Source organism: Pigmentiphaga sp., from assembly GCF_033795525.1.
Lineage (GTDB): Bacteria > Pseudomonadota > Gammaproteobacteria > Burkholderiales > Burkholderiaceae_B > Pigmentiphaga.
The window spans coordinates 798,429-823,692 of sequence record NZ_JARYGM010000001.1; the positions used below are offsets into that span (position 1 = coordinate 798,429).

At 66.9% G+C, this 25,264-nt stretch carries 26 protein-coding genes and 1 riboswitch; of the genes, 4 read left to right on the top strand and 22 right to left on the bottom strand.

Features of this window, described 5'->3' with window-relative positions:
- Position 1: 1 nt before the first annotated feature.
- On the bottom strand, positions 2–658 hold the full coding sequence (locus QHC78_RS03795) for a response regulator transcription factor (protein WP_319742525.1): 657 nt from the start codon (positions 656–658) through the stop codon (positions 2–4).
- Positions 659–893: 235 nt separating this feature from the next.
- On the opposite strand from QHC78_RS03795, the gene QHC78_RS03800 reads away from it, so the two are divergent.
- Complete coding sequence (locus tag QHC78_RS03800) at positions 894–1,646, top strand: MipA/OmpV family protein (protein WP_319742526.1); 753 nt, start codon at positions 894–896, stop codon at positions 1,644–1,646.
- 15 nt (positions 1,647–1,661) lie between these two features.
- Here QHC78_RS03800 and QHC78_RS03805 read toward each other — a convergent pair whose 3' ends face one another.
- The 8 genes from QHC78_RS03805 to QHC78_RS03840 form a co-directional block, all read right to left on the bottom strand.
- Complete coding sequence (locus QHC78_RS03805) at positions 1,662–2,153, bottom strand: CinA family protein (RefSeq protein WP_319742527.1); 492 nt, start codon at positions 2,151–2,153, stop codon at positions 1,662–1,664.
- Positions 2,154–2,173: 20 nt separating this feature from the next.
- Positions 2,174–2,689 carry a phosphatidylglycerophosphatase A family protein gene (locus QHC78_RS03810; protein ID WP_413816404.1) on the bottom strand — a complete coding sequence of 172 codons (516 nt, stop codon included), beginning with the start codon at positions 2,687–2,689 and terminating at the stop codon, positions 2,174–2,176.
- A gap of 6 nt (positions 2,690–2,695) precedes the next feature.
- Positions 2,696–3,685 carry a thiamine-phosphate kinase gene (thiL, locus tag QHC78_RS03815; protein WP_413816413.1) on the bottom strand — a complete coding sequence of 330 codons (990 nt, stop codon included), beginning with the start codon at positions 3,683–3,685 and terminating at the stop codon, positions 2,696–2,698.
- Between the two features lie 3 nt (positions 3,686–3,688).
- Positions 3,689–4,156, bottom strand: coding sequence for a transcription antitermination factor NusB (gene nusB / locus QHC78_RS03820; RefSeq protein ID WP_319742529.1), 468 nt, complete (start codon positions 4,154–4,156; stop codon positions 3,689–3,691).
- Positions 4,149–4,682 carry a 6,7-dimethyl-8-ribityllumazine synthase gene (ribH, locus tag QHC78_RS03825; protein ID WP_319742530.1) on the bottom strand — a complete coding sequence of 178 codons (534 nt, stop codon included), beginning with the start codon at positions 4,680–4,682 and terminating at the stop codon, positions 4,149–4,151. Before ribH ends, nusB begins: the two co-directional genes overlap by 8 nt.
- The gene (gene ribBA, locus QHC78_RS03830) at positions 4,679–5,869 is read right to left on the bottom strand and encodes a bifunctional 3,4-dihydroxy-2-butanone-4-phosphate synthase/GTP cyclohydrolase II (RefSeq protein ID WP_319742531.1); all 1,191 of its coding nucleotides are present in this window, start codon (positions 5,867–5,869) and stop codon (positions 4,679–4,681) included. Before ribBA ends, ribH begins: the two co-directional genes overlap by 4 nt.
- Positions 5,870–6,042: 173 nt before the next feature.
- Positions 6,043–6,810 carry a sulfurtransferase gene (locus QHC78_RS03835; RefSeq protein ID WP_319742532.1) on the bottom strand — a complete coding sequence of 256 codons (768 nt, stop codon included), beginning with the start codon at positions 6,808–6,810 and terminating at the stop codon, positions 6,043–6,045.
- Positions 6,811–6,843: 33 nt separating this feature from the next.
- Complete coding sequence (locus QHC78_RS03840) at positions 6,844–7,821, bottom strand: XdhC family protein (protein WP_319742533.1); 978 nt, start codon at positions 7,819–7,821, stop codon at positions 6,844–6,846.
- A gap of 201 nt (positions 7,822–8,022) precedes the next feature.
- Here QHC78_RS03840 and QHC78_RS03845 point away from each other — a divergent pair, with 201 nt between their 5' ends.
- Positions 8,023–8,865 carry an SDR family NAD(P)-dependent oxidoreductase gene (locus QHC78_RS03845; RefSeq protein WP_319742534.1) on the top strand — a complete coding sequence of 281 codons (843 nt, stop codon included), beginning with the start codon at positions 8,023–8,025 and terminating at the stop codon, positions 8,863–8,865.
- Between the two features lie 181 nt (positions 8,866–9,046).
- Positions 9,047–10,474 (top strand): NAD-dependent succinate-semialdehyde dehydrogenase, encoded by a 1,428-nt coding sequence (locus QHC78_RS03850; protein ID WP_319742535.1) that lies wholly within the window; start codon positions 9,047–9,049, stop codon positions 10,472–10,474.
- 30 nt (positions 10,475–10,504) lie between these two features.
- On the opposite strand, the gene QHC78_RS03855 is transcribed toward QHC78_RS03850, so the two are convergent.
- Genes QHC78_RS03855 through QHC78_RS03865 form a run of 3 tightly spaced genes read right to left on the bottom strand, consistent with a single transcriptional unit; the run spans position 10,505 to position 13,579 of the window.
- Complete coding sequence (locus tag QHC78_RS03855; RefSeq protein ID WP_319742536.1) at positions 10,505–11,278, bottom strand: SDR family NAD(P)-dependent oxidoreductase; 774 nt, start codon at positions 11,276–11,278, stop codon at positions 10,505–10,507.
- Between the two features lie 3 nt (positions 11,279–11,281).
- On the bottom strand, positions 11,282–12,256 hold the full coding sequence (locus QHC78_RS03860) for a Bug family tripartite tricarboxylate transporter substrate binding protein (protein ID WP_319742537.1): 975 nt from the start codon (positions 12,254–12,256) through the stop codon (positions 11,282–11,284).
- 51 nt (positions 12,257–12,307) lie between these two features.
- The gene (locus QHC78_RS03865) at positions 12,308–13,579 is read right to left on the bottom strand and encodes a Rieske 2Fe-2S domain-containing protein (protein WP_319742538.1); all 1,272 of its coding nucleotides are present in this window, start codon (positions 13,577–13,579) and stop codon (positions 12,308–12,310) included.
- Between the two features lie 150 nt (positions 13,580–13,729).
- Here QHC78_RS03865 and QHC78_RS03870 point away from each other — a divergent pair, with 150 nt between their 5' ends.
- Positions 13,730–14,494, top strand: a complete 765-nt coding sequence (locus QHC78_RS03870) for an IclR family transcriptional regulator (protein WP_319742539.1) — start codon at positions 13,730–13,732, stop codon at positions 14,492–14,494.
- 18 nt (positions 14,495–14,512) lie between these two features.
- Here QHC78_RS03870 and ribD read toward each other — a convergent pair whose 3' ends face one another.
- The 10 genes from ribD to QHC78_RS03920 all read right to left on the bottom strand — a co-directional run bounded on the left by ribD (position 14,513) and on the right by QHC78_RS03920 (position 25,138).
- The gene (ribD, locus tag QHC78_RS03875; protein WP_319742540.1) at positions 14,513–15,667 is read right to left on the bottom strand and encodes a bifunctional diaminohydroxyphosphoribosylaminopyrimidine deaminase/5-amino-6-(5-phosphoribosylamino)uracil reductase RibD; all 1,155 of its coding nucleotides are present in this window, start codon (positions 15,665–15,667) and stop codon (positions 14,513–14,515) included.
- A gap of 11 nt (positions 15,668–15,678) precedes the next feature.
- The gene (gene nrdR, locus QHC78_RS03880) at positions 15,679–16,152 is read right to left on the bottom strand and encodes a transcriptional regulator NrdR (RefSeq protein WP_319742541.1); all 474 of its coding nucleotides are present in this window, start codon (positions 16,150–16,152) and stop codon (positions 15,679–15,681) included.
- A gap of 76 nt (positions 16,153–16,228) precedes the next feature.
- Positions 16,229–17,473, bottom strand: a complete 1,245-nt coding sequence (gene glyA / locus QHC78_RS03885; protein WP_319742542.1) for a serine hydroxymethyltransferase — start codon at positions 17,471–17,473, stop codon at positions 16,229–16,231.
- A 153-nt stretch (positions 17,474–17,626) separates the two neighbouring features.
- Positions 17,627–17,758, bottom strand: a riboswitch (ZMP/ZTP riboswitch).
- Positions 17,759–17,776: 18 nt separating this feature from the next.
- Positions 17,777–18,823 (bottom strand): Bug family tripartite tricarboxylate transporter substrate binding protein, encoded by a 1,047-nt coding sequence (locus QHC78_RS03890; RefSeq protein WP_319742543.1) that lies wholly within the window; start codon positions 18,821–18,823, stop codon positions 17,777–17,779.
- Between the two features lie 28 nt (positions 18,824–18,851).
- Entirely contained in the window at positions 18,852–19,871 is a 1,020-nt protein-coding gene (locus tag QHC78_RS03895; protein ID WP_319742544.1) for a LysR family transcriptional regulator, read from the bottom strand.
- A 92-nt stretch (positions 19,872–19,963) separates the two neighbouring features.
- Positions 19,964–20,413, bottom strand: coding sequence for an SRPBCC family protein (locus tag QHC78_RS03900; protein WP_319742545.1), 450 nt, complete (start codon positions 20,411–20,413; stop codon positions 19,964–19,966).
- A gap of 18 nt (positions 20,414–20,431) precedes the next feature.
- A complete protein-coding gene (locus QHC78_RS03905; RefSeq protein WP_319742546.1) occupies positions 20,432–20,923 on the bottom strand; it encodes a (2Fe-2S)-binding protein in 492 nt (163 codons plus the stop codon).
- Positions 20,920–21,753 carry an FAD binding domain-containing protein gene (locus tag QHC78_RS03910; RefSeq protein WP_319742547.1) on the bottom strand — a complete coding sequence of 278 codons (834 nt, stop codon included), beginning with the start codon at positions 21,751–21,753 and terminating at the stop codon, positions 20,920–20,922. Before QHC78_RS03910 ends, QHC78_RS03905 begins: the two co-directional genes overlap by 4 nt.
- Complete coding sequence (locus tag QHC78_RS03915) at positions 21,750–24,158, bottom strand: xanthine dehydrogenase family protein molybdopterin-binding subunit (protein WP_319742548.1); 2,409 nt, start codon at positions 24,156–24,158, stop codon at positions 21,750–21,752. Before QHC78_RS03915 ends, QHC78_RS03910 begins: the two co-directional genes overlap by 4 nt.
- A complete protein-coding gene (locus tag QHC78_RS03920; protein ID WP_319742549.1) occupies positions 24,158–25,138 on the bottom strand; it encodes a Bug family tripartite tricarboxylate transporter substrate binding protein in 981 nt (326 codons plus the stop codon). The genes QHC78_RS03915 and QHC78_RS03920 overlap by 1 nt, the downstream gene beginning before the upstream one ends.
- Between the last annotated feature and the right edge of the window lie 126 nt (positions 25,139–25,264).

Sequence of the window (25,264 nt, forward strand, 5' to 3'; positions counted from 1 at the left end):
GCTATGCCCTCATCCGGTAGCCATAGCCGTGCACGGTCTCGATGAGGTCCTCCCCGAGCTTGCGCCGGAGCTGGTGCACGTACACTGCCACCGTGTTGCTTTCGATGACGCTGTCGGAGCCATAGACCGCATCCTCCAGCGCCGTGCGCGACAAGGCCTTGCCCGGTTTCTCCATCAATGCCAGCAGGGTCCGGTATTCGTGCGTACTCAGAGCAACCGGTACGCCGCTGCTGCTCACGGCGCGCGAGGCGGGATCGACGACCACGTCGCCGCAGCGCAGGACGGGCGCGACGCGTCCGAGGCTGCGGCGCAGCACGGCGCGCAGCCTGGCTTGCAGCTCGTCCACCGGGAACGGCTTGACGAGATAGTCGTCGGCGCCGGCATCCAGGCCCTCGATACGGTCGGTGAGCCGGTCGCGCGCAGTCATGATGATGACCGGCGTCGTATCGTAGCGCGCTCGCATGGAGGCCAGCACGGCGAGCCCTGAACCACTGGGCAGGCCGAGATCCAGCAGGACGGCGGCATAGTCGTGGTCCACCAGCGCCAACCGGGCCTCGGCCGCGTCGCGCGCCCAGTCGATTACCACGTCGCGCTGCCCCAGTGCGGTGGCGAGCGCATCGGCCAGCATGGCATCGTCTTCTACCAGCAATATACGCACGGCGGCTTTCCAGGAAAGGTCACGGGCATGGGCGCCTGCGGCTGCGGCTGCGAACCGCGGGGCAGGCCGGAAGAGTATGGCCGGCAGGTTTTAAAAAGTTCTTAAACCGCCGCCCCCAGAATGGCCTGCGGCGGTTGGTTCGCGCCTATGCCCGGGCCGGGCTGGCCGCCACCTCCCCCTTACATCGATCACCACGGCCGCGCCCGCGCGGCGCCGCGGCCCAGGAGAATATTGCATGATCAACGATCCACGCAGCCTCTGCCTTTGCTTCCTGCTGGGGACGGTTCCGCCGGCCATGGCGCAGGACCTGGTGGGCGGCGGCATTGCCGTGGCGCCCTGGTACCCCGGCGCGGACAGCTATCGCATTGTGCCGCGGCCCTTGGTCAATTTCCAGCGCGGCCCCTTCTTCATCTCGACCGGCCAGGGACTGCCGGGCGTCGGCCTGAAAATGAACGTGGCTCCGGACGTGGCCGTAGGCGTGCGGATCGGCCTCGGACTGGGACGCGATGAAAAACGGTCCGAGCGGCTGGAAGGCCTGGGCGACATCGACAGCCATGCGGAATACGGTGTGTTCGCCGAGTGGAAGCCTGGGCGGTGGAGCGCCTCGATCGCGTACAGCCAGGCGGCCAAGAGCGGCTATGGCGGCACGTTGAGCCTGCGCGGCTCTTACGCCATCTGGCAGCAAGGCCGGCACAACGTCCAGGTTGGCGCCGGTCTGGAATGGGGCAACAGCGACCATATGCAGACCTGGTTCGGCGTCACCCCGGAACAATCGGCGCGCAGTGGCGCCGGGCTGGCGACTTATCGGCCGTCGTCGGGATTGCGATCGGGCGTGGCCTTCGCGTCGTGGACCTACCGCCTGACCGAACGCTGGCACGTCACCAGCGTCCTGGGCGCGCAAACGCTGGTGGGCGACGCCGCCGACAGCCCTATCGTGGAACGCAAGACCGCCGCCTACGGCGGCGTGGGCCTGAGCTATTCGTTCTGACCGACCAGCCGGCAGTCAAGGCTGCAAGAGGCCCCGCAGCGCGATCTGCACCGCCTGCATCCGCACTTCGGCGCGATCGCCTTTCAACAAGTGCGTTGCCGTGCGCACCCGCACGCCGTCGTCCCCAGCCCAGGCCCAGCCGAAGCACACCATGCCGACGGGCTTGCCTGGCGTCGCGCCTCCCGGACCGGCAATGCCGGTCGTGGATACGGCCACCTGCGCGCCTGCGGCGCGCAGCGCCCCCGCTGCCATCTCCCCGGCGGTCTCCTCGCTCACGGCGCCGTGTGCTGCCAGCGTTGCCGGCGCCACGCCCAGCTGCGCCATCTTGGCGGCATTGGTGTAGGTAACGAAGCCGCGGTCGAACCAGGCGCTCGAACCTGCCACCGCCGTGACCAGGCCGGCTACCAGTCCGCCGGTGCACGACTCGGCGGCAGCCAGCATCTGGCCTCGCGCCAGCAGCACACGCCCGACTTCGGCGGAAAGCGCCATCGATTCGTCGTCGAACATGCGGCCTCCCTTGGCAGCGTTCAGCCTGCAATGCGCAGGTACAGGGCAAATACAAGCAGCGTATAGAACGCCGCGATGAGATCGTCCCACATCACGCCCAGCCCGTTCTTGAGCCGGCGGTCGAAGTGGGCAATGGGGGGCGGCTTGAGGATGTCGAACAGGCGGAACAGCAGGAAGCCGAAGGCCTGGGCAACCGTCGAGCCGGGAATCAGCCACAGCACGATCCAGAAGGCGACCATTTCGTCCCATACCATGCCTCCGTGATCGGGCACGCCCAGGTCCCGGCCGGCGCGGTCGCACGCCCAGACCCCGAGGGCGAAGGCGGCCAGCAGGAAGATGCCCTGGTGCACTGGGGCCTCCAGCACGCGCACGATGGGCAGCCAGAGCACCCAGGCGAGCAGCGTACCCCAGGTGCCGGGCGCGGGCCGCACCAAGCCGCTGCCGAGGCCGAAGGCGATCACGCGCGACAGGCGCGCCCGCATCCACGTAAAGCTGGGACTGGCCGGCAACACGCCGGGGGAAGAGATGTCGGTCATCGCGTCTCAAGCAAAATGATCGAATCCCGCATGCGGCAATCCGGGCAGCGGCGCGCCGGCGCCGTCCACCACCCGCAGCCCGCTGGCCGCTTCTATCGTGCCGATACGGGTAACAGCCGCACCCGTGTCCGACGCGGCCTCGGCAACGCGGGTCCGCGCCTCGGGAGGCGCGGTAAAACACAATTCATAGACGTCGCCGCCGGCGAGTGCGCACTGCCGCCGCCACGCCGGCGGCAAGGCCGACACGGCGGCCGACACCGGAACCTCGTCCGCGCACACGCGGGCGCCGCAGCCGCTCGCCGCCAGGATATGGCCGAGATCCTGCAGCAAGCCGTCGGAGATGTCGATGGCGGCGTGAGCCAGGCCGCGCAAGGCCAGGCCCAGCGCCACCCGCGGCGCGGGCCATTCGAGCGCGCGGCGGGTGGCGGCCAGCGCGGCGGCGCGGTCGTCCACCGGCACGGCACTGTCGCCGCTGAGCAAACGCAGCGCCAGGTCGGCATCGCCCAGCGGTCCCGATACCCAGATATCGTCGCCCGGCCGGGCGCCTGCGCGCCGCAGCGCGCCATCGGCCGGCACGGCGCCGAACACGGTGACCGAGATCGTCACGCCGGCCAGGCTGCGGGTCGTATCCCCGCCCACCAGCGGACACCCGTGGGCGTCAGCCAAGGCGAACATGCCCTGCGCGAAAGCCGATAGCCAGGCGTCGTCGATCCGCGGGAGGGCCAGCCCCAGCACGAAGGCCGTGGGCCGCGCGCCCATCGCAGCCAGGTCGGAAAGGTTGACGGCCAGCGCCTTGTGGCCTAGCGCGCGCGGGTCCACATCAGCAAAGAAATGGCGGCCTTCGATCAACAGGTCGGTGCTGACGGCCGTAGCGCAGCCCGTGTCCGGCAGCAATGCGCAATCGTCCCCCACGCCGAGCATGCCGGCGGGAGACGGGCGGGTGAAATGCCGCCGGATAAGGTCGAATTCGCCGCCCGCCACGATGTCCGCCTGCAGCCCTCAGCCGCGGCGCCCCGCCTGGACCTCGGCAGTCCGGACCTCGGCCGCGAGCTTGTCCAGTACGCCGTTGACGAACTTGAACCCGTCGGTGCCGCCGAAGGACTTGGCCAGCTCGACGGCCTCGTTGATCACCACCTTGTAGGGGATCTCCACATGATTGACCAGCTCGTAAGCGCCGATCAGCAGGATGCCGTGCTCCACCGGCGACAGCTCGGTCACCTGGCGGTCGAGGAAGGGTGCGAAACGCTCCCGCAGGCCGGCCGCATCGCGCGAGGCACCATAGAGCAGCGCCTTGTAATGGCCGAGGTCCGCTTCGGCGAACCCCTCGCTATCCTGCATATGGGCATCGATCTCGCCCATCTCGCCCGCGTCGCCGCCCTTGAGCAGCCATTCGTAGACGCCCTGCAAGGCGAACTCGCGCGCGCGCCGGCGCGCGCTGCGCCCGCTCTGGCGACTCGCTTCAGTCATCGCGGCCTTCCTCGTCGTCGAAGTCCTCATCGTCTTCTTCTTCGTCGTCGTCCCCGTCGTCTTCCTCCGGCTCGAGGGCAGCCAGCAGATTGGCCATTTCCACCGCGGTCTGGGCGCAATCCCGTCCCTTGGCGGCGGCCCGTTCCAGGGCCTGCGCCTCGGTATCGGTGGTGAGCACACCGTTGGCGATGGGAATACCGGTTTCGAGCGCGACACGGCTGATGGCCGCCGCGCTTTCATTGCTGACCACCTCGAAGTGGTAGGTCTCGCCACGGACGACCGCGCCGAGCGTGATCAGGGCATCGAACTCGCCGGTATGGGCCAGCTGCGCGAGCGTTACGCCGAGTTCAAGCGCGCCGGGGACCGACAGGACCATGATGTCGCGTTCGTCCACGCCCAGCTTGCCCAGCTCTTCAAGGCACGCCTGCAGCTGCTGTTCGCCGATGTTCTCGTTGAAGCGGGAGCGCACGATGCAGATATGCAGCCCTTCGCCATTCAGATCGGGAGTCATGGTATAGGGGTTCATGATGGGGCGCCGTCCTTGGTGGGGGGTTGTTCGTGGCCGGCCTCGTAGCCGGTCACGGTAAGAGAAAAGCCGGTCATGCTGGGCATCCGGACGGGACGCGCCAACAGCTTCATGTTGCCGACATGCAGGTCCCTCAGGATCTGTGCGCCGACGCCGTACGTGCGCAAGTCCATGCGCGGCGGCGCATCGCCGCACGCCGCGCCGGTACGGTCCTGCTCGATCAGCTGCTGGAACTCGGCCACGAGGTCGGAGGCCGTGCCGTCGCAGTTGAGCAGGATGACCACGCCGGCATCGGCCTGGGAAATGGCCTCGAGCGCACTGGGGACGCTCCAGCTGTGCGTGCTCCTTGCAACTTCGAGCACGTCGAGCAGCGAGGTCGGTTCATGGACGCGGACCAGCGTCTCGCGATCCGGGTGGATGTCGCCGTGGACCAGCGCGAGATGGGGCGCGCCGCTGGGCGTATCCCGGTACATCACCGCCCGGAAGGTACCGTGCGCGGTACGGATGGGGCGCTCGGCCACGCGATGGACGAGCGACTCGTGTTCGCTGCGGTATTGGATCAGGTCGGCGATGGTGCCGATCTTCAGGCCGTGCTGCTGGGCGAATTCGATCAGGTCCGGCAGGCGGGCCATGGATCCATCGTCCTTGAGTACCTCGCAGATCACCGCCGCGGGCGTGAGCCCCGCCATCGCGGTGAGGTCGCAGCCGGCCTCGGTATGGCCGGCGCGGGCCAGCACGCCGCCGCGGGCGGCCTTGAGCGGGAAAATGTGCCCCGGCTGCACGAGATCCGCGGGCTTGGCATCGCGCGCCACCGCAGCCTGGACGGTACGGGCCCGGTCGGCCGCCGAGATGCCGGTGGTGACGCCCTGCGCGGCCTCGATCGATACGGTGAAATTCGTGCCGTGCTTGGTGCCGTTGGCCGACACCATGAGCGGCAGGTTCAATTGCCGGCAACGGTCTTCGGTAAGCGTCAGGCAGATCAGGCCGCGGCCGTAGCGGGCCATGAAGTTGATGGCCTCTGGCGTGACGTGCTCGGCCGCCATCACCAGGTCGCCTTCGTTCTCCCGGTCTTCTTCGTCGACCAGGATCACCATGCGGCCGGCCCGCAGCTCGGCCACGATTTCCGGTACCGACGAAATGGCCGAGGAACCGCCAGGGGCGGGAACGGGAGAAATGAATGCAGACATGGCTGTCGTCCGGCGCGGGGTTGCTTGCGGTACCGGCCGGGGGGGCCGATACGGGAAACCGGGTATTTTACCCGGATGGCGCGAAAAATCGCCGAACGGGCGCCGAAATGCGAAGCGTGCCCGGCCGGTGGGCCGCCCGGGGCCGCTGCCACGCCCCGGCGGGGCTGGAATGCCTACGGGGACTCGGCCGGCTGGTCCATGCGCGGGCGCAGGTCCGGATCCAGCGCCTCCCTGCCGTCGAACACGAAACAGCTGCCGACGAAGCCCTCGCCGCCGGTTTCCTCGAAATATTTCAGGATGCCGCCCTCGAGCTGGTAGATGCGCTCGATGCCCGCTTGCGCCATATAGATGGCGGCTTTTTCGCAGCGGATGCCGCCGGTGCAGAAGCTCACGACGGTCTTGCCGGACAGCTCATGCTTGCGGGCCTGCACGGCAGCCGGAAACTCGGTGAACCTGGCGATGCGCCAATCGATGGCACCCTGGAAGGTGCCTTCGTCGACCTCGAACGCGTTGCGGGTATCGAGCATGACGACTTCGCGTCCCGCATCGTCCCGGCCCTCGCGCAGCCAGCGCGCGACTGTCCGGGCGTCCACGGACGGCGCTCGTCCGGCCTCGGGCCGGATCGCCGGGTGGTCCATCCGGATGATCTCGCGCTTGATCTTGACCAGCAGCTTGCGGAACGGCACGTGGCCAGACAGGCTTTCCTTGACTTCGATATCCACCAGCCGGCCGGCGAACCCGGGCCCGTGGCGCAGCCAGTGCAGCCACGCGTCGATGCCGTCGCGCGTTCCGGCCAGGAACAGGTTGATACCCTCCGGGGCCAGCAATACCGTGCCCTTGAGGCCGCACGCCAGCGCCTGTTCCCGCACCGCGGCTTGCAGCGCGGGAAGGTTCTCGAGGCTGAGAAAGCGATAGGCGGCGATATTGACGACAGCGGGCACGGCAACGGTCCGGAAACGACAAGGCGCGATAGTTTACGCGCTAGCCGTGTTCTCGAATTCCAGCGTACGGTAGCCGTAGCGCTCGGCGGTCATGTGCGCGAGGATGGCCACCGCGATCTCGGGTGGCGTCCGCGCGCCGATGCGCAGCCCCACCGGTCCGTGCAGCCTGGCCACGTCTTCAGGCGTGAGATCGAACTCCACCAGGCGCTCGCGGCGCTTCTTCTGGTTGGCGCGCGAGCCGATGGCGCCGACATAGAAGGCATCGGACTTCAGCGCCTCCAGCAATGCCAGGTCGTCCAGCTTAGGGTCGTGCGTCAGGGCCACGATCGCGGTATGCCGGTCCGGCCGCATCTCCAGCACCGTGTCGTCCGGCATGGTGGTCACCAGCCGGGCCCCCTGGACTTCCCACCCCTGCCCATACTCCTCGCGCGGATCGCAGACGATGACCTCGTAGTCCAGCGCCAGCGCCATTTGCGCAAGATACTGCGACAGCTGCCCCGCGCCGATGATCAACAGGCGCCAGCTCGGCCCATGCGTCGATACCAGCTCGGTATCGGTCAGCACCAGGGTGTCGGCGCGATCGCTCGCCGCTTCCAAAGTCGCTTTGCCGGTGGACAGGTCCAGGCGCCGCAATACCCGCCGGCCCGCGCTCAGTTCGGCAAGCAGATCGTCCACGCCGCTCTGGGTGCCGACGGGTTCCAACACCAGTTCCAGCGTACCGCCGCACGGCAAGCCGAAGCGGTTGGCCTCCTCGGCTGAAACGCCGTAGCGTACGACGCTCGGCGCCAGGCCGCTCCAGGCGCCCGCGCGCACCTTGTCCGAGAGGTCGTCTTCGATACAACCGCCCGATACCGAACCGGCAATGGCGCCGTCGTCGCGCACCGCCACCATTGCTCCTATGGGCCGCGGCGCCGACCCCCAGGTGCGCGTCACCGTGCCCAGCACGACCTTGCGTCCTTCCTGCCGCCATTGGACCAGGCGCCGCAAGACATCCAGATCGACGTTGTCCATCCTTCTTACCACTCCAGCTCGTTCGCAGAACGCCATAATAGTGCAGCGCGGGGGCAGCTGCCGAGAGCCCCGTGCGCCAGCCGCCGGCGGCGACGGCACCGGGGTTCCGGCCGCGCCGCCAGGCGCTACACTTCCCTGAGGTTGGACGCCACGCGCATCCGGACAAAGGCCGGGCGGCGGCATCTTCCAGGAGCGAACGCCATGACTGCCGACTACACGACATCCCTGCGCGACCGCGTGGTACTGATTACCGGCGGCACGCGCGGACTGGGGCGGGAAATGGCCCTGGCCCTGGTCGAGGCCGGCGCCCGCGTGGCCATTACCGGTGCCCACGCCTCGGACGCCATGCACGACACCATGGCGCAGGCCCAGGCGCTCGCCGGTATCGGCCGCATGTTCGCCATCGTCGCCGACGTGACCCGCTTCGACCACTGCGCCCGGGCCGTCGCGGAAATCCGCGAACACTTCGGCGCGCTCCATGTGCTGGTGAACAATGCCGGAATCGGCATGGGCGTCATCAGCAACACCTTCAACACCGAGCCCGCGCGCTTCTGGAAGACCGATCCGCAGGCATGGCGCGCCATCATCGACACCAACGTCAACGGCGCCTTCAACATGGCGCGGGCCGCCGCGCCACTGATGGTGGAACAGGGTTTCGGCAAGATCATCAACATCTCCACCAGCGACCTGACCATGGTGCGCCGCGGATACTCCCCGTACGGACCCAGCAAGGCAGCGCTCGAAGCGGCCTCGCGCATCTGGGCGCAGGACCTCGCCGGCACCGGCGTCGACGTGAACGTCTACTTGCCGGGCGGTGCTGCCGATACCGACTTCCTGCCGGCCGGCCCCGACAAGAAAGGCGCCGACGGCAACCTGTTGCCGCCTTCCATCATGCGCCGCGGCATCCTGTGGCTCTGTTCCGATGCCTCCAATGGCCGTACCGGGGAACGCTACATCGCGCGGCTCTGGAACGACTCCCTGCCGCCCGACCTGGCGGCCGAAGGCGCCCGCGCCCCGCACGCCGAGAAGCCGGCCATCATGTAGCGCCGGTCCGCGCTGCCGACTTCGCGCGCCGCCTCCCGGACGATGTCGCCGGACCGCTCGCCGTGCTAGTCTAAGAGGCTTGCCGCTGACAGACGGCTGGCCAGGCTGGGCCATTCCTTTCCCTAATCCTTTTTCGCTTTTGGCGACCGGGACCTTCGGCCGCCGCTCTCAGGAGACTGGCATGTATCAGGATCTCGCCCTTTACATCGATGGCGAATTCATTCAAGGCGGCGGTCGTCGCGAGCAGGATGTCATCAACCCGGCCACCCAAGAGGTGCTGGGCAAACTGCCGCACGCCACCCGCGAAGATCTGGACCGTGCGCTCGCCGCGGCGCAGCGGGCCTTCGAAAGCTGGAAGAAGACCTCGCCGATGGAAAGGTCGCGCATCCTGCGCAAGGTTGCCGAGCTGGCCCGTGAACGCGCCCAGGACATCGGCCGGAACCTGACGCTGGACCAGGGCAAGCCGCTGGCCGAAGCCGTGGCCGAAATCATGACCTGCTCGGAACACGCCGAATGGCATGCCGAGGAATGCCGGCGCATCTATGGCCGCGTCATCCCTCCGCGCACCCCGGCGGTACGGCAGTTCGTCGTGCGCGAACCGGTGGGCGTCTGCGCCGCGTTCACGCCCTGGAACTTCCCGTTCAACCAGGCCATCCGCAAGGCCGCCGCCGCCATCGCGGCCGGCTGCACCATCATCCTCAAGGGCCCGGAAGACACGCCCAGCGCCGTCGTGGCCATGGCCCGCCTGTTCCATGACGCCGGCCTGCCGCCAGGGGTGCTCAACCTGGTGTGGGGCGTACCGAGCGAGATCTCGACCTACCTGATCGAGTCGCCCATCGTCCGCAAAATCTCGTTCACCGGCTCGGTGCCGGTGGGCAAGCAGCTGGCGGCGCTGGCCGGTGCCCACATGAAGCGCACGACCATGGAACTGGGCGGCCATTCGCCCGTGCTGGTGTTCGACGACGCCGACGTCGAACCGGCGGCCGAAATGCTGGCGCGCATGAAGATCCGCAACGCCGGCCAGGTATGCGTGTCCCCCACCCGCTTCTACGTCCAGGAAAAGGCCTACGACAAATTCGTGGCGCGCTTTGCCGACGCCATTGCCTCCATCAAGGTGGGCGACGGCCTGGGCCAAGGCATAGAAATGGGCCCGCTGGCCCATGAGCGCCGGGTGATGGCCATGCAGACCTTCCTCGATGATGCCAGCCAGCGCGGCGGCAAGGTGGTGACCGGCGGTTCGCGCGTGGGCGACAAGGGCTATTTCTTCGCGCCGGCCGTGGTCACCGACATTCCCGACGACTCCAAGCTGATGACCGAAGAGCCCTTCGGCCCGATCGCGCCCGTGACCCGTTTCAAGACCACCGAAGAGGTCCTCAAGCGCGCCAACAGCCTGCCCTTCGGCCTGGCCTCCTACGTCTTCACCAACTCGTTGAAGACCGCCACCGAAGTGTCCAACGGCCTGGAAGCCGGCATGGTCAACATCAACCACTTCGGCATCGCGCTGGCCGAGACGCCCTTCGGCGGCGTCAAGGATTCCGGCATCGGCAGCGAAGGCGGGGTCGAGACCTTCGACGGCTATCTCGTGACCAAGTTCATCACGCAGGTCTGATGCGCGGGGGGCGCGGAACCTCGCGCCCCCTCACATTACCGACAATCCGCCGTCCACCATGACATGCGTGCCAGTCATGAAGGAAGCCTCGTTCGAGGCCAACCATAGAATGGGCCACGCAATCTCTTCCGGGGACGCCCAGCGCCGCAGCAGGGACGTATCGGTGCGCTCCTGCTTCAACTGCTCGACAGCCTTGCCCCGCGCCTGCGCCCGGCCGACGTGGAACTCGGTCAGCGTCGACCCGGGACACACGGCGTTCACGCGCACGCCATGCGGCGCTTCCTCGAATGCCAGCGTGCGCGTCATGGCCAGCAAGCCCGCCTTGGTTGCATCGTAGATGCCCATGCCCGCCCGGCCCGTAACTGCATAGCAGGACGAAACGATGACGATGCTGGCGCCGGCGGCGGCACGTAGGGCGGGCAGCGCGGCGCGGCAGTAATTAGCCGTGCCGACCAGGTTGACGTCGACCATGGCGTGCCATTCCTCCGGCTTGGCCTGCGCCAGCGTGGAGTAATTGCGCATGGCTGCGTTGCACACCAGGATGTCCAGCCCGCCCCAGGCTCGCGCCGCCATGTCCGCGGCCCGCTGCGCGGCGTCTGCGTCCGACACGTCGGCGGCCAGGCATTCGACGCGCGCGCCCGGGTGGGCCTCCCGCAATGCGGCCGCCGTACCCGACAGCGCCTCGGGATCGCGGTCCACCAGCAGCACGGCGGCGCCTTCCTGGCAGAACAGCCGGGCAGTGGCGGCGCCTATGCCGGATGCGCCGCCGGTAATCAAGGCCTTGCGATCGGATAGTCGGGCCATGACCTAACCCGCCTTCGCGCCGGTGGACTTGATGACCTTGCCCCAGCGCTCGACTTCGGTCCGTATCCACGCGCCGAACTGTTCCGGCGTATTGCCCACGACTTCGAATTCCATGTCGCGCAGCTTCTGCTGGACGTCCGGCATGTGCAGGACCTTCACGATTTCCTTGTTGTAGCGGTCGATGATCTCGCGGGGTGTACCGGCCGGGGCAAGAAAGCCTATCCATGACGTGGCGACGAAGCCGGGATAGCCGGACTCGATCATGGTGGGCACGTCCGGCGTGCTGGGGAAGCGCTTTTCACCGGTCGAAGCCAACAGCTTCAAGCGCCCTTCCTTGACGTATTGCTGCACGTTGCCGGGCACGAGGAACGCCGCCTGCACATTGCCTGCGACCAGGTCCACCAGGGCCGGCGATGCGCCGCGATAAGGAACGTGCGTAGCTCCAAGCCCGGCCGCCTCGTTGAGCATTTCCATGGTCAGGTGCGACGCGCTGCCGGTCGCGACCGAACCATAGGACAGCTTGCCCGGGTTCGCCTTGGACCATGCCACGAGGTCGGTCACGGTCTTGACCGGCATATTGGGATTGACCACCAGATACTGCGGCGAACTGACCGCCAGCGTAATCGGGGCGAGGTCCGTTACCGGGTCGTAAGGCATGTTGTCGAACAGGGTCTTGTTGATGGCGATCGGCCCGTTGTAGCCCACCAGCAGGGTATAGCCGTCGGGTGGCGACTTGGCGACCAGGTCGGCGCCGATATTGCCCCCCGCGCCGGGCTTGTTCTCGACGATGACGGGCTGCCCGAAAATGCCTTCGAGCTTGGATGCGACCAGTCGTCCCAGGACGTCGTTGGTGCTGCCCACGATGGGCACGATGATACGCACGGGCTTGGTCGGCGCCCACTCTGCGGCTGCGGCGGCCGTATGGATGGCGGTACAGGCGGCGAGCGCCCAGGCCGCCTTGCGGAACAATGCAAGCATGAAAGTCTCCTTACCCTCTCGTTATGGGAACAGCGGCCAATGGCCGCGCCGCTACACGCTGTAGACGGGTTGGTTCAGCCCGTCCGCCAGGTGCTCTTTTGCCCATGCCATGGGATCGGCCGAACGCTCCAGCAATACGCCGGCCGCGCGCACCCGCTGTGTCGCGCCGTCCAAGGCTGGCGGCTCGATGCCGTCGCGCAGCCCGAGCGCGGCCTCGTGCAGCATGCGGCGCGCCATGACGATGGCGCGATCAGTCGGCAGCAGACGCTCGGCTTCGTGGTTCTGGATCGGCCCCATGCTTTCCTGCAGCGAGGCATCCTGCATGGCGAAGCCGAACACGCCGCTATAGCTGCGCTTTTCCTTCTGGGCCTGGCGATCGATCAGGTAGTCGTTGTCCTTGTTGGCCAGCGGCCGGAACGTCACCGGATCGCAAGGCGCATGGATGCCCTTGCCCGCTTCCAGGTCCGCGCGCTCCTGGGCCGACAGCGGCTTGTCGGGATGGAAGTTGATGCTCCATGCCCAGCAGTTGTGGTCATCGATGGGCACCCAGACGTGGCCGCCGAGAGCGTGGTTGCCGAACGGCGGGATGAGCGTGAACCACGGAAACAGCCACTGCGTGATCCGCCAGTAGTAGGAGTCCGGTTCGCCGTTGCGCCGTCCGTAGAGCGTGAGGCCGAAGTCATTCTTCTCGATGTCGAAGACCACATTGCCGTCGGCCTTGATGTAGTCGTTGGCCTTGGTGCCCTGGTGCAGAGGATCCACGTCGACTTCGTAGCGGTGCACGTAGGAAACGTGGCTGGTATCGATGCCGCCTTCCATCGCCTGGAGGTAATTGCATTCCTGCAGCCGCTTGGAGACATAGATATGGCTTTCCGGCAGGCTGCACCACTCGACTTCCGGCAGGCTGGGCTGCAGCTCGGGAGGCCCCATGTAGGCCCAGACGATCGTGCCGCGCTCGATGCAGGGATAAGCCTTGATGCCCATGCGGCTGCAGCTTTGCGGCGCCGAAGGCACGTCCACGCATTCGCCCATGCGGTTGAACTTCAGTCCATGGTAGGCGCAGCGGATGCCGTCTTCTTCATTGCGGCCGAAATACAGCGACACGCCCCGGTGGGAACAGAACTCGTCGATCAGTGCCGGACGGCCGCTGCTGTCGCGAAAGGCCAGCAGCTTCTCGCCCATGATCTGCACCCGTACCGGCGGACAGTCCGGTTCGGCGATCTCGCTGGATTTGAGAATGGGTACCCAGTACCGGCGCAACAAATTGCCCATGAGGGTACCCGGCCCCGTACGCACCAGGATTTCCGACGTTTCCTTGTTCATGACTCCTTAGCCTCCTGACATATGTCCATTGTGTGATAATTAAGTCCATTCTACGGACACACATCGTTTTGTCAACAGAGGGCAGGCAACAAGGACGAGCCCCGGCTCGGCTACGATGTCGGGCTTGACGGACAGACAGCGGGGAAAGGCGTGGCCGAAACCGAAAAACTTGGCGACAGCGTGCGGGCCGTGGACCGGGCCCTCGAAATCCTGCTGGCCTTTACGGCCACGGACTACGAACTAACGGTGGGGCAGTTGCTCAAGCGGGTGGATTTGAGCCGGCCGACCTTGTATCGCCTGCTGTACACCCTGGAGCAGCGCGGCTTCGTCGTTTCAGAGGGCGATCCGCAAAAATTCCGCCTCGGTCCCGCGGTCGGCCAACTGGCGCACGTATGGACCTCGAGCCTGGACTTGAGCGCGCTGGCCGCGCCGCTGATGGAGAAACTGCAGGAGCAAACCGGCGAAACGGTGGCCTTGTTCGTGCTGGAAGGCGGCGACCGGCTGTGTATCGCCGAACTGCCCAGCGCCCAGCCCCTGAGCTTCAAGCGGGGCATCGGCTATCGCGAGCGGATTTCGGTGGGGGCAAGCGGCCGGGCCATCCTGGCCCATATCGGTGCGAACGACGAAGAGCGGCGCCGCTACGCTGCCGAACGCGGCGTGGACGTCGCGAACCCCGTGGAGGACCTCGACATGGTCAAACGGCGCGGCTATGCAGTCAGCAAGGACGAACTGATCCAAGGTGCGGTCGCGATCGCTGCGCCCTTCTTCGACCGCAGCGGGCAGGTGGCCGGCTCGCTGGGCGTGTTCGGACCGAGCGCCCGGCTGCATGCCGACCGGATCCGGCAATTCGGCGAAATGCTGATACAGGAAGCGGCGGTACTGTCCCGCACGCTGGGCAAGCGCGAGTCTCTGTAAGCGGGCCGCCCTGCCCGGCTAAGCGCGCAAGGCGGGCGTTGCCGCGGCGCTTGCCTGGGCCAGGCGGGCCGGGTCCTGCGCCCGGACGCGGATGTCCGCACCAATGCGGCACACGTCGATGAACTCGAAACGGCGTGCCTGCTCGAGCGCTTCCAGCACCGGCAAACGGGCCATGCCCGCGCCTTCGCCGAGCAGCATAGGCGCCATATAGACGAGAAGCTCGTCGACGCACCCGGCCTGCAGCAAGGCGCCGGTAAGGGTAGCGCCCGCTTCGGCATGGACTTCATTGATCTCGTGCTGGCCCAGCCAACGCATGACGGCCGCCAGGTCGACACGGCCGGCGGCATCGGGCAGGCAAATGATCCGGGCATTGCGCGCAGCCAGCTCCGCTGCCCGGCCCGCGTCCTCGCGGGCAGTGAAGATCCAGGTTTCGGTTCCATCCAGCATGCGCGCGTCCGGCGGCATCCGCAACGTCGAATCGAGCACGATCTTGCGGGGCGGGCGCGTGGTGGTCACATGCCGGACATCCAGCCGCGGATTGTCGGCCAGCACGGTGTCGATCCCCGTCAGGACCGCGCAACTGCGCGCCCGCCAGTGATGGCCGTCGGCGCGGGCCGCTTCGCCGGTGATCCATTGCGACCGCCCGTTCGGCAAGGCGCTGCGGCCGTCCAGCGAAGCGGCCATCTTCGCCCAGAGCCACGGCGTACCGCGGCTCATGCGCGCCACGAAACCGATATTCAATGCCAGCGCTTCGTCCCGGCATACGCCGGCCGCCACGGCGATCCCCGCAGCGCGCAAGCGCGCCAAGCCCTCGCCATTGACGCGGGGATTGGGATCGCCCATGGCCACCACCACGCGGGCGGGGGCGGCCGCGATCAACGCATCCACGCAAGGCGGCGTGCGCCCATGGTGGCTGCACGGCTCCAGCGTGACGTAGACGGTGGCGCCCTGCACCGACTCGCCGCGCGCCTGTGCATCGCGCAGCGCGCACACCTCCGCGTGCGGCCCGCCGACCGGCTGAGTCGCGCCTTCGCCAATGACGCGGCCATCGCGCACGATCACGCAGCCGACGCGCGGATTGGGCGAGGTACGGTACATGACGCCCTCGGCGAGCGCGAGCGCCCGCCGCATCCAGGAAGCGTCGCCGGCTTGTTCGGTAGGGTCGGGAATCATGCGGGAAAACGTCAGGACTTGGCGCCGGGAAGCGGCGGCCCCTGGATTTCGCGGACGACGTCGGTGAATTCGTCGACGTCCTCGAAACTCTTGTAGACCGAGGCAAAGCGGATATAGGCGATCTTGTCGAGCTTCTTGAGCTCCTGCATGACCAGTTCGCCCACGCGCTCGGACGGCACCTCGCGCAAGCCGCTGGTCATCAACGCTTCTTCGATGCGCGCCACCGCGGCTTCCACCGCGTCGGCACTCACGGCGCGCTTGCGCAGCGCCAGCATCAGACTGCCGCGCAACTTGCCCTGGTCGTATTCGGAACGGCTGCCGTTGCGCTTGACCACCGTCGGCAACGACAGCTCCACCCGTTCGTAGGTCGTGAACCGGCGATCGCACTGGGAGCAGCGGCGTCGGCGGCGGATGGCACTGCCCTCTTCAAGCACCCGGGTATCGATCACCTGGGTGTCGTCATGACGACAGAAAGGACACTTCATGCGCCGTTCTCCATAACATGACGTGCATGCTAATTCCCTTGGCCCACGCACCATCCGCGCAGCATGGGCTTCATCTTCAGCCGTAGACGGGGAACTTGGCTGTCAACGCGTTCACGCGTTCGCGTACTGCGGCGATATGGGCCTCGTCGCGCGGATTGTCCAACACGTCCGCAATGAGATTCGCCGTCAGCCGGGCCTCGTCTTCCTTGAAGCCGCGCGTGGTCATGGCCGGCGAGCCGACCCGGATGCCGCTGGTGACGAACGGCTTTTCCGGATCGTTGGGGATGGCGTTCTTGTTGACCGTGATGTGGGCCTGCCCCAAAGCGTGCTCGGCTTCCTTGCCGGTGATGCCCTTGGCGCGCAGGTCGACCAGCATGACGTGGCTCTCGGTACGGCCGGACACGATGCGCAGGCCGCGCTCGACCAGGGTCTCGGCCATGACCTTGGCGTTGGCCACGACCTGGGCCGCGTATTGCTTGAACGACGGATCCAGCGCTTCCTTGAAGGCCACCGCCTTGCCGGCGATGACGTGCTCCAGCGGACCGCCCTGGATGCCGGGGAAGATGGCCGAATTCACGGCTTTCTCGAACTCGGCCTTGCACATGATCAGGCCGCCGCGCGGGCCGCGCAGCGACTTGTGCGTGGTCGAGGTGACGAAATCGGCGTGCGGCACGGGATTCGGGTACACGCCGCCGGCGACCAGGCCCGCGTAGTGGGCGATATCCACCATGAACAGCGCACCGTTGGCCTTGGCGATCTCGGCAAAACGCGCGAAGTCGATGCGCAGCGAATAGGCCGAGGCCCCGGCCACGATCAGCTTGGGCTTGTGCTGTTCGGCCAGGCGGGCGACCTGGTCGTAGTCGATTTCTTCCTGAGCGTTCAGGCCGTAGGACAGGAAGTTGTAGAGCTTGCCCGAGGCGTTGACCGGCGAGCCGTGCGTCAGGTGGCCGCCCTCGGCCAGGCTCATGCCCAGCACGGTATCGCCGGGCTTGAGCACGGCCATGTACACGCCCTGGTTGGCCTGCGAGCCGGAGTTGGGCTGGACGTTGACGGCGTCGGCGCCGAAGATCTGCTTGGCGCGGTCGATGGCGAGCTGCTCGACGATGTCGACGAACTCGCAGCCGCCGTAGTAGCGCTTGCCGGGATAGCCCTCGGCGTACTTGTTGGTGAGTTGCGTGCCCTGGGCCTGCATGACGGCCGGGCTGGCGTAGTTTTCCGAGGCGATCAGCTCGATGTGCTGTTCCTGGCGCTGGTTTTCCAGCTCGATGGCGGACCAGAGCTCGGGGTCGGTTTGGGCAATGGTGCGGCTGCGGTCGAACATGTCGGTTTCCTTCCTGTGCAGAGCGAGGCCAACCGGCGGATTCAACGCGACCGGCCAGCCGATATGACGGAAACCGCGCCACATCGCCCTGGCGGCGCCTGCGCGGCAGGACAGCCGAAACGAAGGACGGTGACGCGATCTACGAATCTGCCTAACGGCTGCCCAGGCGAACGGCGGGCGGCCGGCGGCCCCGGATGGGACGAACCGAACCGCCGAAACCCTGCGCTTCCTTGTGGTAAACCCACCTAGGCGCGAAGCCTAGAGTCGCCAGTTACGCAGGGTGAAGGCAGCCTGTAGTTTACCCTAGACCGACGCCCCCGAGAACTTCACGACCTCGGACCACTTGCGGCTTTCTTCCTGGACCTTGCGCGCGTACTCCGCGGCTCCACCCAGCAGCGGCTCGGCCCCCTCGATGCCCAGCTTGGACTGAAATTCGGGGGTAGAGGCCACCTTCAGGATGTCGGCGGCAAACTGCGCCACCTCGGCCTGCGGCACGCCCTTGGGTGCCAGGATGCCGTAGGTGAGCGTGCTCTCGAAGCCGGCAAGCGCCGGCACGCCGGCCTCGGCCACGGTCGGCACGTCCTGCAGCAACGCCAGCCGTTTCGCGCTCGTGACTGCCAGCGCCCGCAGCTTGCCCGCCTTGACGAGGGCCATGGCGGCGGGGATCACGCTGAAGCTGAAATCCACCTGGCCGCCGGCCACGTCAGCCAGCGACGGCGCCGTGCCCTTGTATGGCACATGGACGGCGCGCGCGCCCAGCGCATGCAGGAACATCTCCGCCGTGAGGTGCCCGCCCGTGCCGGCGCCGCTGGACGCGTAGGACAGGTCGGCGTTCTTGGCCTTCAGCGCGTCGGCCAGTTGCGCGACGCTCTTGATCGGCGAGGAGGCAGGCACGACCAGCAGCAATGCCGACGAGGCGAACATGGCAACCGGCTGCAGGTCCGTGGAGGCGTTGAACGACAGGTTCTTGTAGAGAGCCGGGTTGATGGCGATCGTGCCCGTATGGCCCAGCAGGAAAGTATTGCTGTCGGCCGGGGCGCGCACCACCAGTTCCGTGCCCAGGTTGCCGCCGGCACCGGGCTTGTTCTCGACGATGACGTCCTTCTGGCCCATCGCGTTCAGGCTGTACGCGAGCTGCCGCGCAAACACGTCGTTCCCGCCTCCCGGCGCGAACGGCACGATGATACGGGTTACCCGCTTGCGGCCCTGGGCCCAGGCGTGAGGGGCGGCGGCAGCCAGGCCGAGGGCCGGCGCGGTAGCCAGCAGGCGGCGGCGGGTGGGACGGAATGCAGTACGGGAGAGGAAGGTCGCCATATCCAGAGGGTGCGTGGGAATCGGGGGACCAAGCATAGCCCATCCCCAACCGCTGGGGGTCGTCTCATGCGCTCTCCATCAGGTGCCGCACGTCGACCTGCGCGCCGGCCGCCCCCGCTTCGGCCCAGGTCTCGGGCGCGGACCAACGCTCGTCCAGGATTACCTCGACCCCGTTCAAATGCCCGGCGTCCTGGATGGTGCTCATCAATACTTCGAGGATGCGGCGGGTATTGACGGAAAAAGAGCGTAGGTGGCGAGTGGCCAGGCAGACCTCGCGGCAAATGCGGGGTTCGCACAGCTCCCGGAACTTGAATTCATTCAAGGGACTGGCCTGGGCCGCCAGCGCCGGCACGACCGAGATCTTGCCGCCCAGGCCCAGCATGGCGTAAAGCGAATTGGTACTAGATACGTTGTCATGCAGGCGAGTCTTCTCGTGCAGCCCGAGCTCGGGATAGGTTTCCAGGAAGGCGCCTATGCCGGTGTCCCCGGTCAGGCCGATGTAGTCGTAGGGCGCCAAATCCGACCATTTGATCGGGCCGTTGGTAAGCGCCAGCGGGTGGTCGTTGGGAAAGATCACGCCGAACGGATCGGCCAGCATGGGCACGTAATCGAGCTCGGGATAATTATTGAGACGGCTGCACAGGCCGAAATCGACCTCGCCCTCCAGCACCGCGCGCTCGATCTTGTCCGATCCGCCATCGCGCACTGAAACGGTGATCGCCGGGTAAGCCCGGCGGAACGCCGCGAGTGCCGGCGTGAGGATCAGCACGATCAGCGACGGCGCTGCCGCGATGCGCACGTGGCCGCGCTGACTCTTGGCGATGGCCTGCAGATCGCCGATGGCGTTGTCGAAATCCCGCAGGATGCGCTCGGCCACGGCCTTGAAGCGGACCGCGTCATCGGTCAGGACCACCCGGCGCGTGGTACGGTCGAACAGCTTGAGGCCGACTGCTTCTTCGAACTGCTGGATGGTGGCCGTCAGTGACGATTGGGTGTGGAAGAGCCGGGCGGCGGCCAAGGTGAAGGAACCGGTTTCCGCTATGGCGACGAAGCACCGCAGGTGACGCAGGGAAAGCTTTCTCATGATTGCGAGCCCTCTGAAGACACCGCTCGAATCGGCTTGGGCATACTGCCAAGCAGCATCCGTGCCAAGCCCCGCCATGCGGCGTGGGCGGGTCAGGTCTGACCCGCCGTGACTGCCGTCTCGAAACGATCGAAGAACTCCCCCGCGAGTTTCCTCGCTACCCCTTCGATCAGCCTCGCGCCCACCTGGGCCAGCTTGCCCGCGACCTGAGCCTGGGCATCATAGGTCAGGAGGGTACCGCCGTCAGCCGGCGCCAGCACCACATCGGCGCCGCCCTTGGCCAGTCCCGCCGCTCCGCCACTGCCCTCGAACACCAGCCGGCAGCGCGCCGGCGCCTGCGCATCGGCAATGGCGAAGGTGCCGGAAAAACGCGCCTTGACCGGACCGATCGACATCACGACCACCGCCTTGTAGCGCGCCTCGTCCTCGCGCTCGACCGATTCGCAGCCCGGTATGCACTGCTGCAGGATGGCTGGGTCGAACAGACTGTCCCAGGCACTCTGATTATCGACGGTCAGTTGCCGTTCTCCCGTAATTTTCATCGATGCAACGCCCTTCTGTTATGAGTGGGTAACACCGGAGCGATCGGTCCGGGCCAGCCGGTCCCGCGCCATCCCCGTCGCCTTGACGATGCCGGCGTAGCCGGTGCAGCGGCACAGGTTGCCCGCCAGCTCGTTGCGGATCTCGTCCTCCGACCGGCAGCGGCCACGCGCCAGTGCATCGCGCACCATGATGACCATCCCCGGGGTGCAAAAGCCGCACTGCAGGCCGTGCGCTTCGGAAAAACATTCCCGGATGACAGCCATCGCCGCATCGTCCTCCAGACCCTCGATGGTCACCACCTCGCGGCCTTCGACCGCCCCCGCCAGCGTGATGCATGCGCGTACCGGCTCGCCGTCCACCAGCACCGAGCAGGCGCCGCATACGCCGTGTTCGCAACCCAGGTGCGTGCCGGTAAGACCGCAATGATCGCGGATGAAATCGGCCAGCGTCAGGCGATCTTCGATCTCGGCGGCTACCTGCGCGCCGTTCACCGTCAATGCAATTTTCATGCGTGCTCCCGTAAGCGCGCACAGGCGCGCAAAGCCATGGTTCGATGCAGGTGGAACTCGTAGGACGACACGGCCAAGCCCGTGGCCTCCCGTACATCTTCATCCACCGCCAGCGCCATTTGCGGCGCAGCCGGCGGCTCGTCGCCCAGCAACAGCGCCGATGCGCGTTCCAACCGAAACGGTTTGTCCCCGGCCGCACCCAGCACCACCTCCGCCAGTCCGCGCGCCGGATCGCAGACGACGGCGGCGATGGAATGGGCAAACTCGCCGGATTTGCGACAGAACTTCTGGTAGCTCCAGCGGGCATGGCAGGACAGCACGGGCACCGACACGCCCAGCAGGATCTCGCCCGGCTCCAGCGCGGTCTCCATCAACCCGAGCTGGAACTGCGCCAGCGGCAGCCGGCGTTCGCCGCCCAAGCCGCGGATGACGGCGTCGGCGCCGAGCGCCAGCAGCGCGGCGGGCCAATCGGCCGCCGGGTCGGCATGCGCGAGACTACCGCCCAACGTGCCACGGTTGCGTACCGACCGGAAGGCGATGCCGCCAGCCACATGGGGCAGATAGCCGCGCGACGGATCGGCGATCTTGCCGTCCTCGAGCATGGCATGCGTAACGCCCGCGCCGATGAAAATCCGGTCTCCTTCCCGGGCACAGCGCCGCAGCTCACGCAGGTTGGAGATGTCTATCATGATGTCCGCCAACGTCAGCCGCAGATTCATCATCGGCACCAACGATTGGCCCCCTGCCAGGAAGCGGGCGGTTTCGCCGCCTGCGGCCAGAGCCTCGTCCAGGGTCGAGGCACGGCGATAAGAAATCGGCGCGGCCTTCATTGCATCACCTCGTCGGCGCGGCGAACCCGGGTGGTCTCCTGCCTACATCCCGCGGCGACGATGGCGGCGCGCACGCGTTGCGGGGTCATGGGCGTCTCGTTCAGTTCGGCCCCCATTCCGCGCAGCGCATCGCGCACCGCGTTGGCGATCGCTGCCGGCGGCGGGATGGCACCGCCCTCGCCCATGCCCTTCATGCCGTACTCCGTGTGCGGCGTGGGCGTCACCATATGGCCGATCTTGATGGGAGGCGCCTCGGGCGCGCCCGGCATCAGATAATCGCCCAGCGTCGTCGCCAGCGGCTGCCCGTTCTCGTCATAGGGAATTTCTTCGTACAGCGCCGTGCCTATACCCTGCACGATGCCGCCGATGATCTGACCGTCGACGATCATGGGATTGACCACGGTGCCGCAGTCCTCGACGCAAGCGTAGTCGAGCAGGTCGACTTTGCCGGTGTCCGGATCCACAGCCACTACGGCCGCGTGGGTTGCGTAGGTGAATACGCCGGTATCCACCTGCGGCTCGTAGGTCGTCGTCACGTCGAGCAGGGGCTCCATACCCGGCGGCAACGCCTCCTGCCGCAGGTGCGCGATGCGGCCGATCTCGTCGAAGCCCATCGACCCTTCGGGACCGTGCACGCGCCCGTCCTCGAAGCGCAGCGCCTCGGCTTCGCATTTGAGCGTGTAGGCGGCAATCGTCGCCATCTTGGCGCGCAGCAGCCGGCACGCGCGTGCCACTGCACCGCCCGACATGACCATGCTGCGCGACGCGAATGTTCCCATGCCGAACGGCGACACCTGCGTGTCGCCATGTCGCACCGACACATGGGCGGGATCGATGCCCAACTCCTGGTGGGCGATCTGGGACAAGGCCGTCTCCAGCCCCTGTCCGTGCGACACGATGCCCACCATGAGCATTAGCGAACCATCGGCCATCATCCGCGCCGTGGCCGATTCGTAGCCCGGGATCACCGGGGTGCCGCGCGAGACCCACTCGCCGCAGCCATGCGCCGTCTGCTCGGTGAACGCCGCAAAGCCCACGCCTATCAGGCGGCCGTCCGCTTCGCCCCGCTTCTGGCGTGCGCGCACCGCGGCCAGACCGATCAGCTCGGCCGCGCGCCGCACCGACTCGCTGTAGTTACCGCTATCGAAGATCAGATTGGTAATCGAGCGGTAGGGCATGGCGTGCTCGGGCACCATGTTCTCTACCCGCACTTCCCAGGGCTCCCGCCCCACGGCATGGGCGATCTCGTCTATGGTCCGCTCGATGGTGAAGCAGGCGGCTGGACGGGCCACGCCCCGATAGGCACCGATGGGCGACTTGTTGGTGGCCACGGTGTAGCTTCGGCAGCGGTAGCTGGGCACGTCGTAGGGGCCGGGAATGTTCTTGGCCACCATGCCGGTTTCCATGAAGGGACTGTTGGGCCAGTGCGAATAGGCGCCGGCGTCCACGTACACCTCCACGTCCAGGCCCAGGATACGACCCCGTTCGTCGGCGTAGGCCTTCACTTTGTGATGATGCTCGCGGCAATGGATGGCACTGAGCAAATGTTCCCGCTTGTCGTCCAACCAACGGACCGGACGCTTGAGCTTGAGCGCCAGCGCAGCCACCATCAGTTCCTCGGGATACAGTACGCGCTTGGCGCCGAAACCACCCCCCATATCGGGCGAGATCAGGCGTAGCCGACGCTCTTCGATGCCGAGCGCCTGCGCCATGCCGACCCGCGTCTGGTGCGGCGACTGGCTGCCCGTGTAGACACACAGCTCGTCCAGCCGGTCGTCCCATACCGCCAGGATCGCCCGCCCTTCCAGCGGCACGGCGGACTGGCGGTTCATCCTGTACTCACGTTCGATCACCACCGCAGCATTGCGCCGGGCAGCGGCCAAATCGCCGAACTCGGCGTCGCGCGCGACGTACACGTTATCGCCCCAATCCTCGCGGATCAGGGGCGCCCCCGGCAGCGTGGCCGCCACCGTATCGACCACGGCCGGCAGCTCCTCGATGTCGACGAACACCGAGTCGGCGATGTCCTCGGCCATCGCCCGCGTGGGCGCGGCGACCATTGCCACCGGTTCGCCGGCAAAACGGACGCGGTCGGTCGCGAGCGCCGGATGCTCGGAATACTTGAAGCCGTCTATCTTGGGCACCGCCACGATGGGTTTGACGTCCGGGAAGTCCCTCGCAGTAAACACCTGATGCCGGTATTCCTCCGGAATAACGATGTCGCGTAAGATGCCGTGGGCGCTCGGACTGCGAACGAAAGCAACGTCCAGCGTACCCGGCACGCGGATATCAGCCACGAACTGTCCGCGCCCCCGCAAATGCCGCCAGTCTTCCCGGCGGCGCAGGCGCGCGCCCACCCCCTTTTCCGTCATCGCGGCCGAGCCGCTGGTGTCCGTATCCGTCATCAGTCGCGCTCCAGTCCCATTTCCTTGACCAGCTTGCGGTAGGTGGCGGCATCCTGGCGGCGCAGCGCCGAAAATTCGCTGGAACTGATCAGATACGGTTCCGCTCCCAGGATGGCGAGCTGCTTGCGCATTTCCGGTGACTCCACCGCCTTCCGGATGGCGGCATTGAGCTTTTCCACCACGGCGGGCGGCATGCCGGCCGGCCCTTCTATGCCCATCCAGAAGTTCATCGTCGCCGCCGGGTAACCGGCTTCAATGGCAGTAGGCACATCCGGCAGTATCGACGAGCGCTCCTTGGACATCACCACCAGCGGCCGCACCTGGCCGGCGCGGACATACCCGATAGTAGACGGCAGCGAATCGAACACCATGGATACCCGTCCGGATATCACGTCAGGAAAGGCCAGGCCCGACGACTTGTAGGGTACGTGCGTCATGACGATGTCCATCGCGTTCTGCAGGATCTGGCCCGACAGATGGCCGGTGCTGCCCGGCCCGGCCGATGCGAAACTGAGCTTGTTCTTGCCGTCGCCCTTGGCGTAGGTTGCCATGTCGGCCAGCGACCTGACCGGCAATTGGTTGTTGACCGCGAGGATGTTGGGCGTGGTGACCAGCGTGCCGATCGCGGTGAAATCGTCGATCGCGTGATAAGGCAGATTCTTGAGCAGGACGGGCGCCACCGCCACCATGGGCGGACTGGTCAGCAGGATGGTGTAGCCGTCGGGCGGCGCGGCGGCCACGACTGCGGCGCCTATGGTGCCTCCCCCGCCACCGCGGTTCTCCGCCACTACCGACTGGCCCAGCACATCGCTCATGGATTTTGCCAGCACCCGGCCGATCGAATCCGAAACGCCGCCGGTCGCGTACGGAATCACCAGCCGGATCGGCTTGCTGGGGAAAGCGTCGGCAGCCGCCGCCGGGGGGGCGACCCAGGCCACGCATGCCATGGCCACGCCGGCCGCGGCCCATCCTGCCTGCATGAAGGACCACGATCGGGGCTTACGCGCCTTCGTGATTGGCGACTTCACCATACAACACCTGCCAGAGTTTCTCTCGATCATCTCAGCCTCACGTGTTTAGGGAACCAACGGGATGTCGCCTCCTCC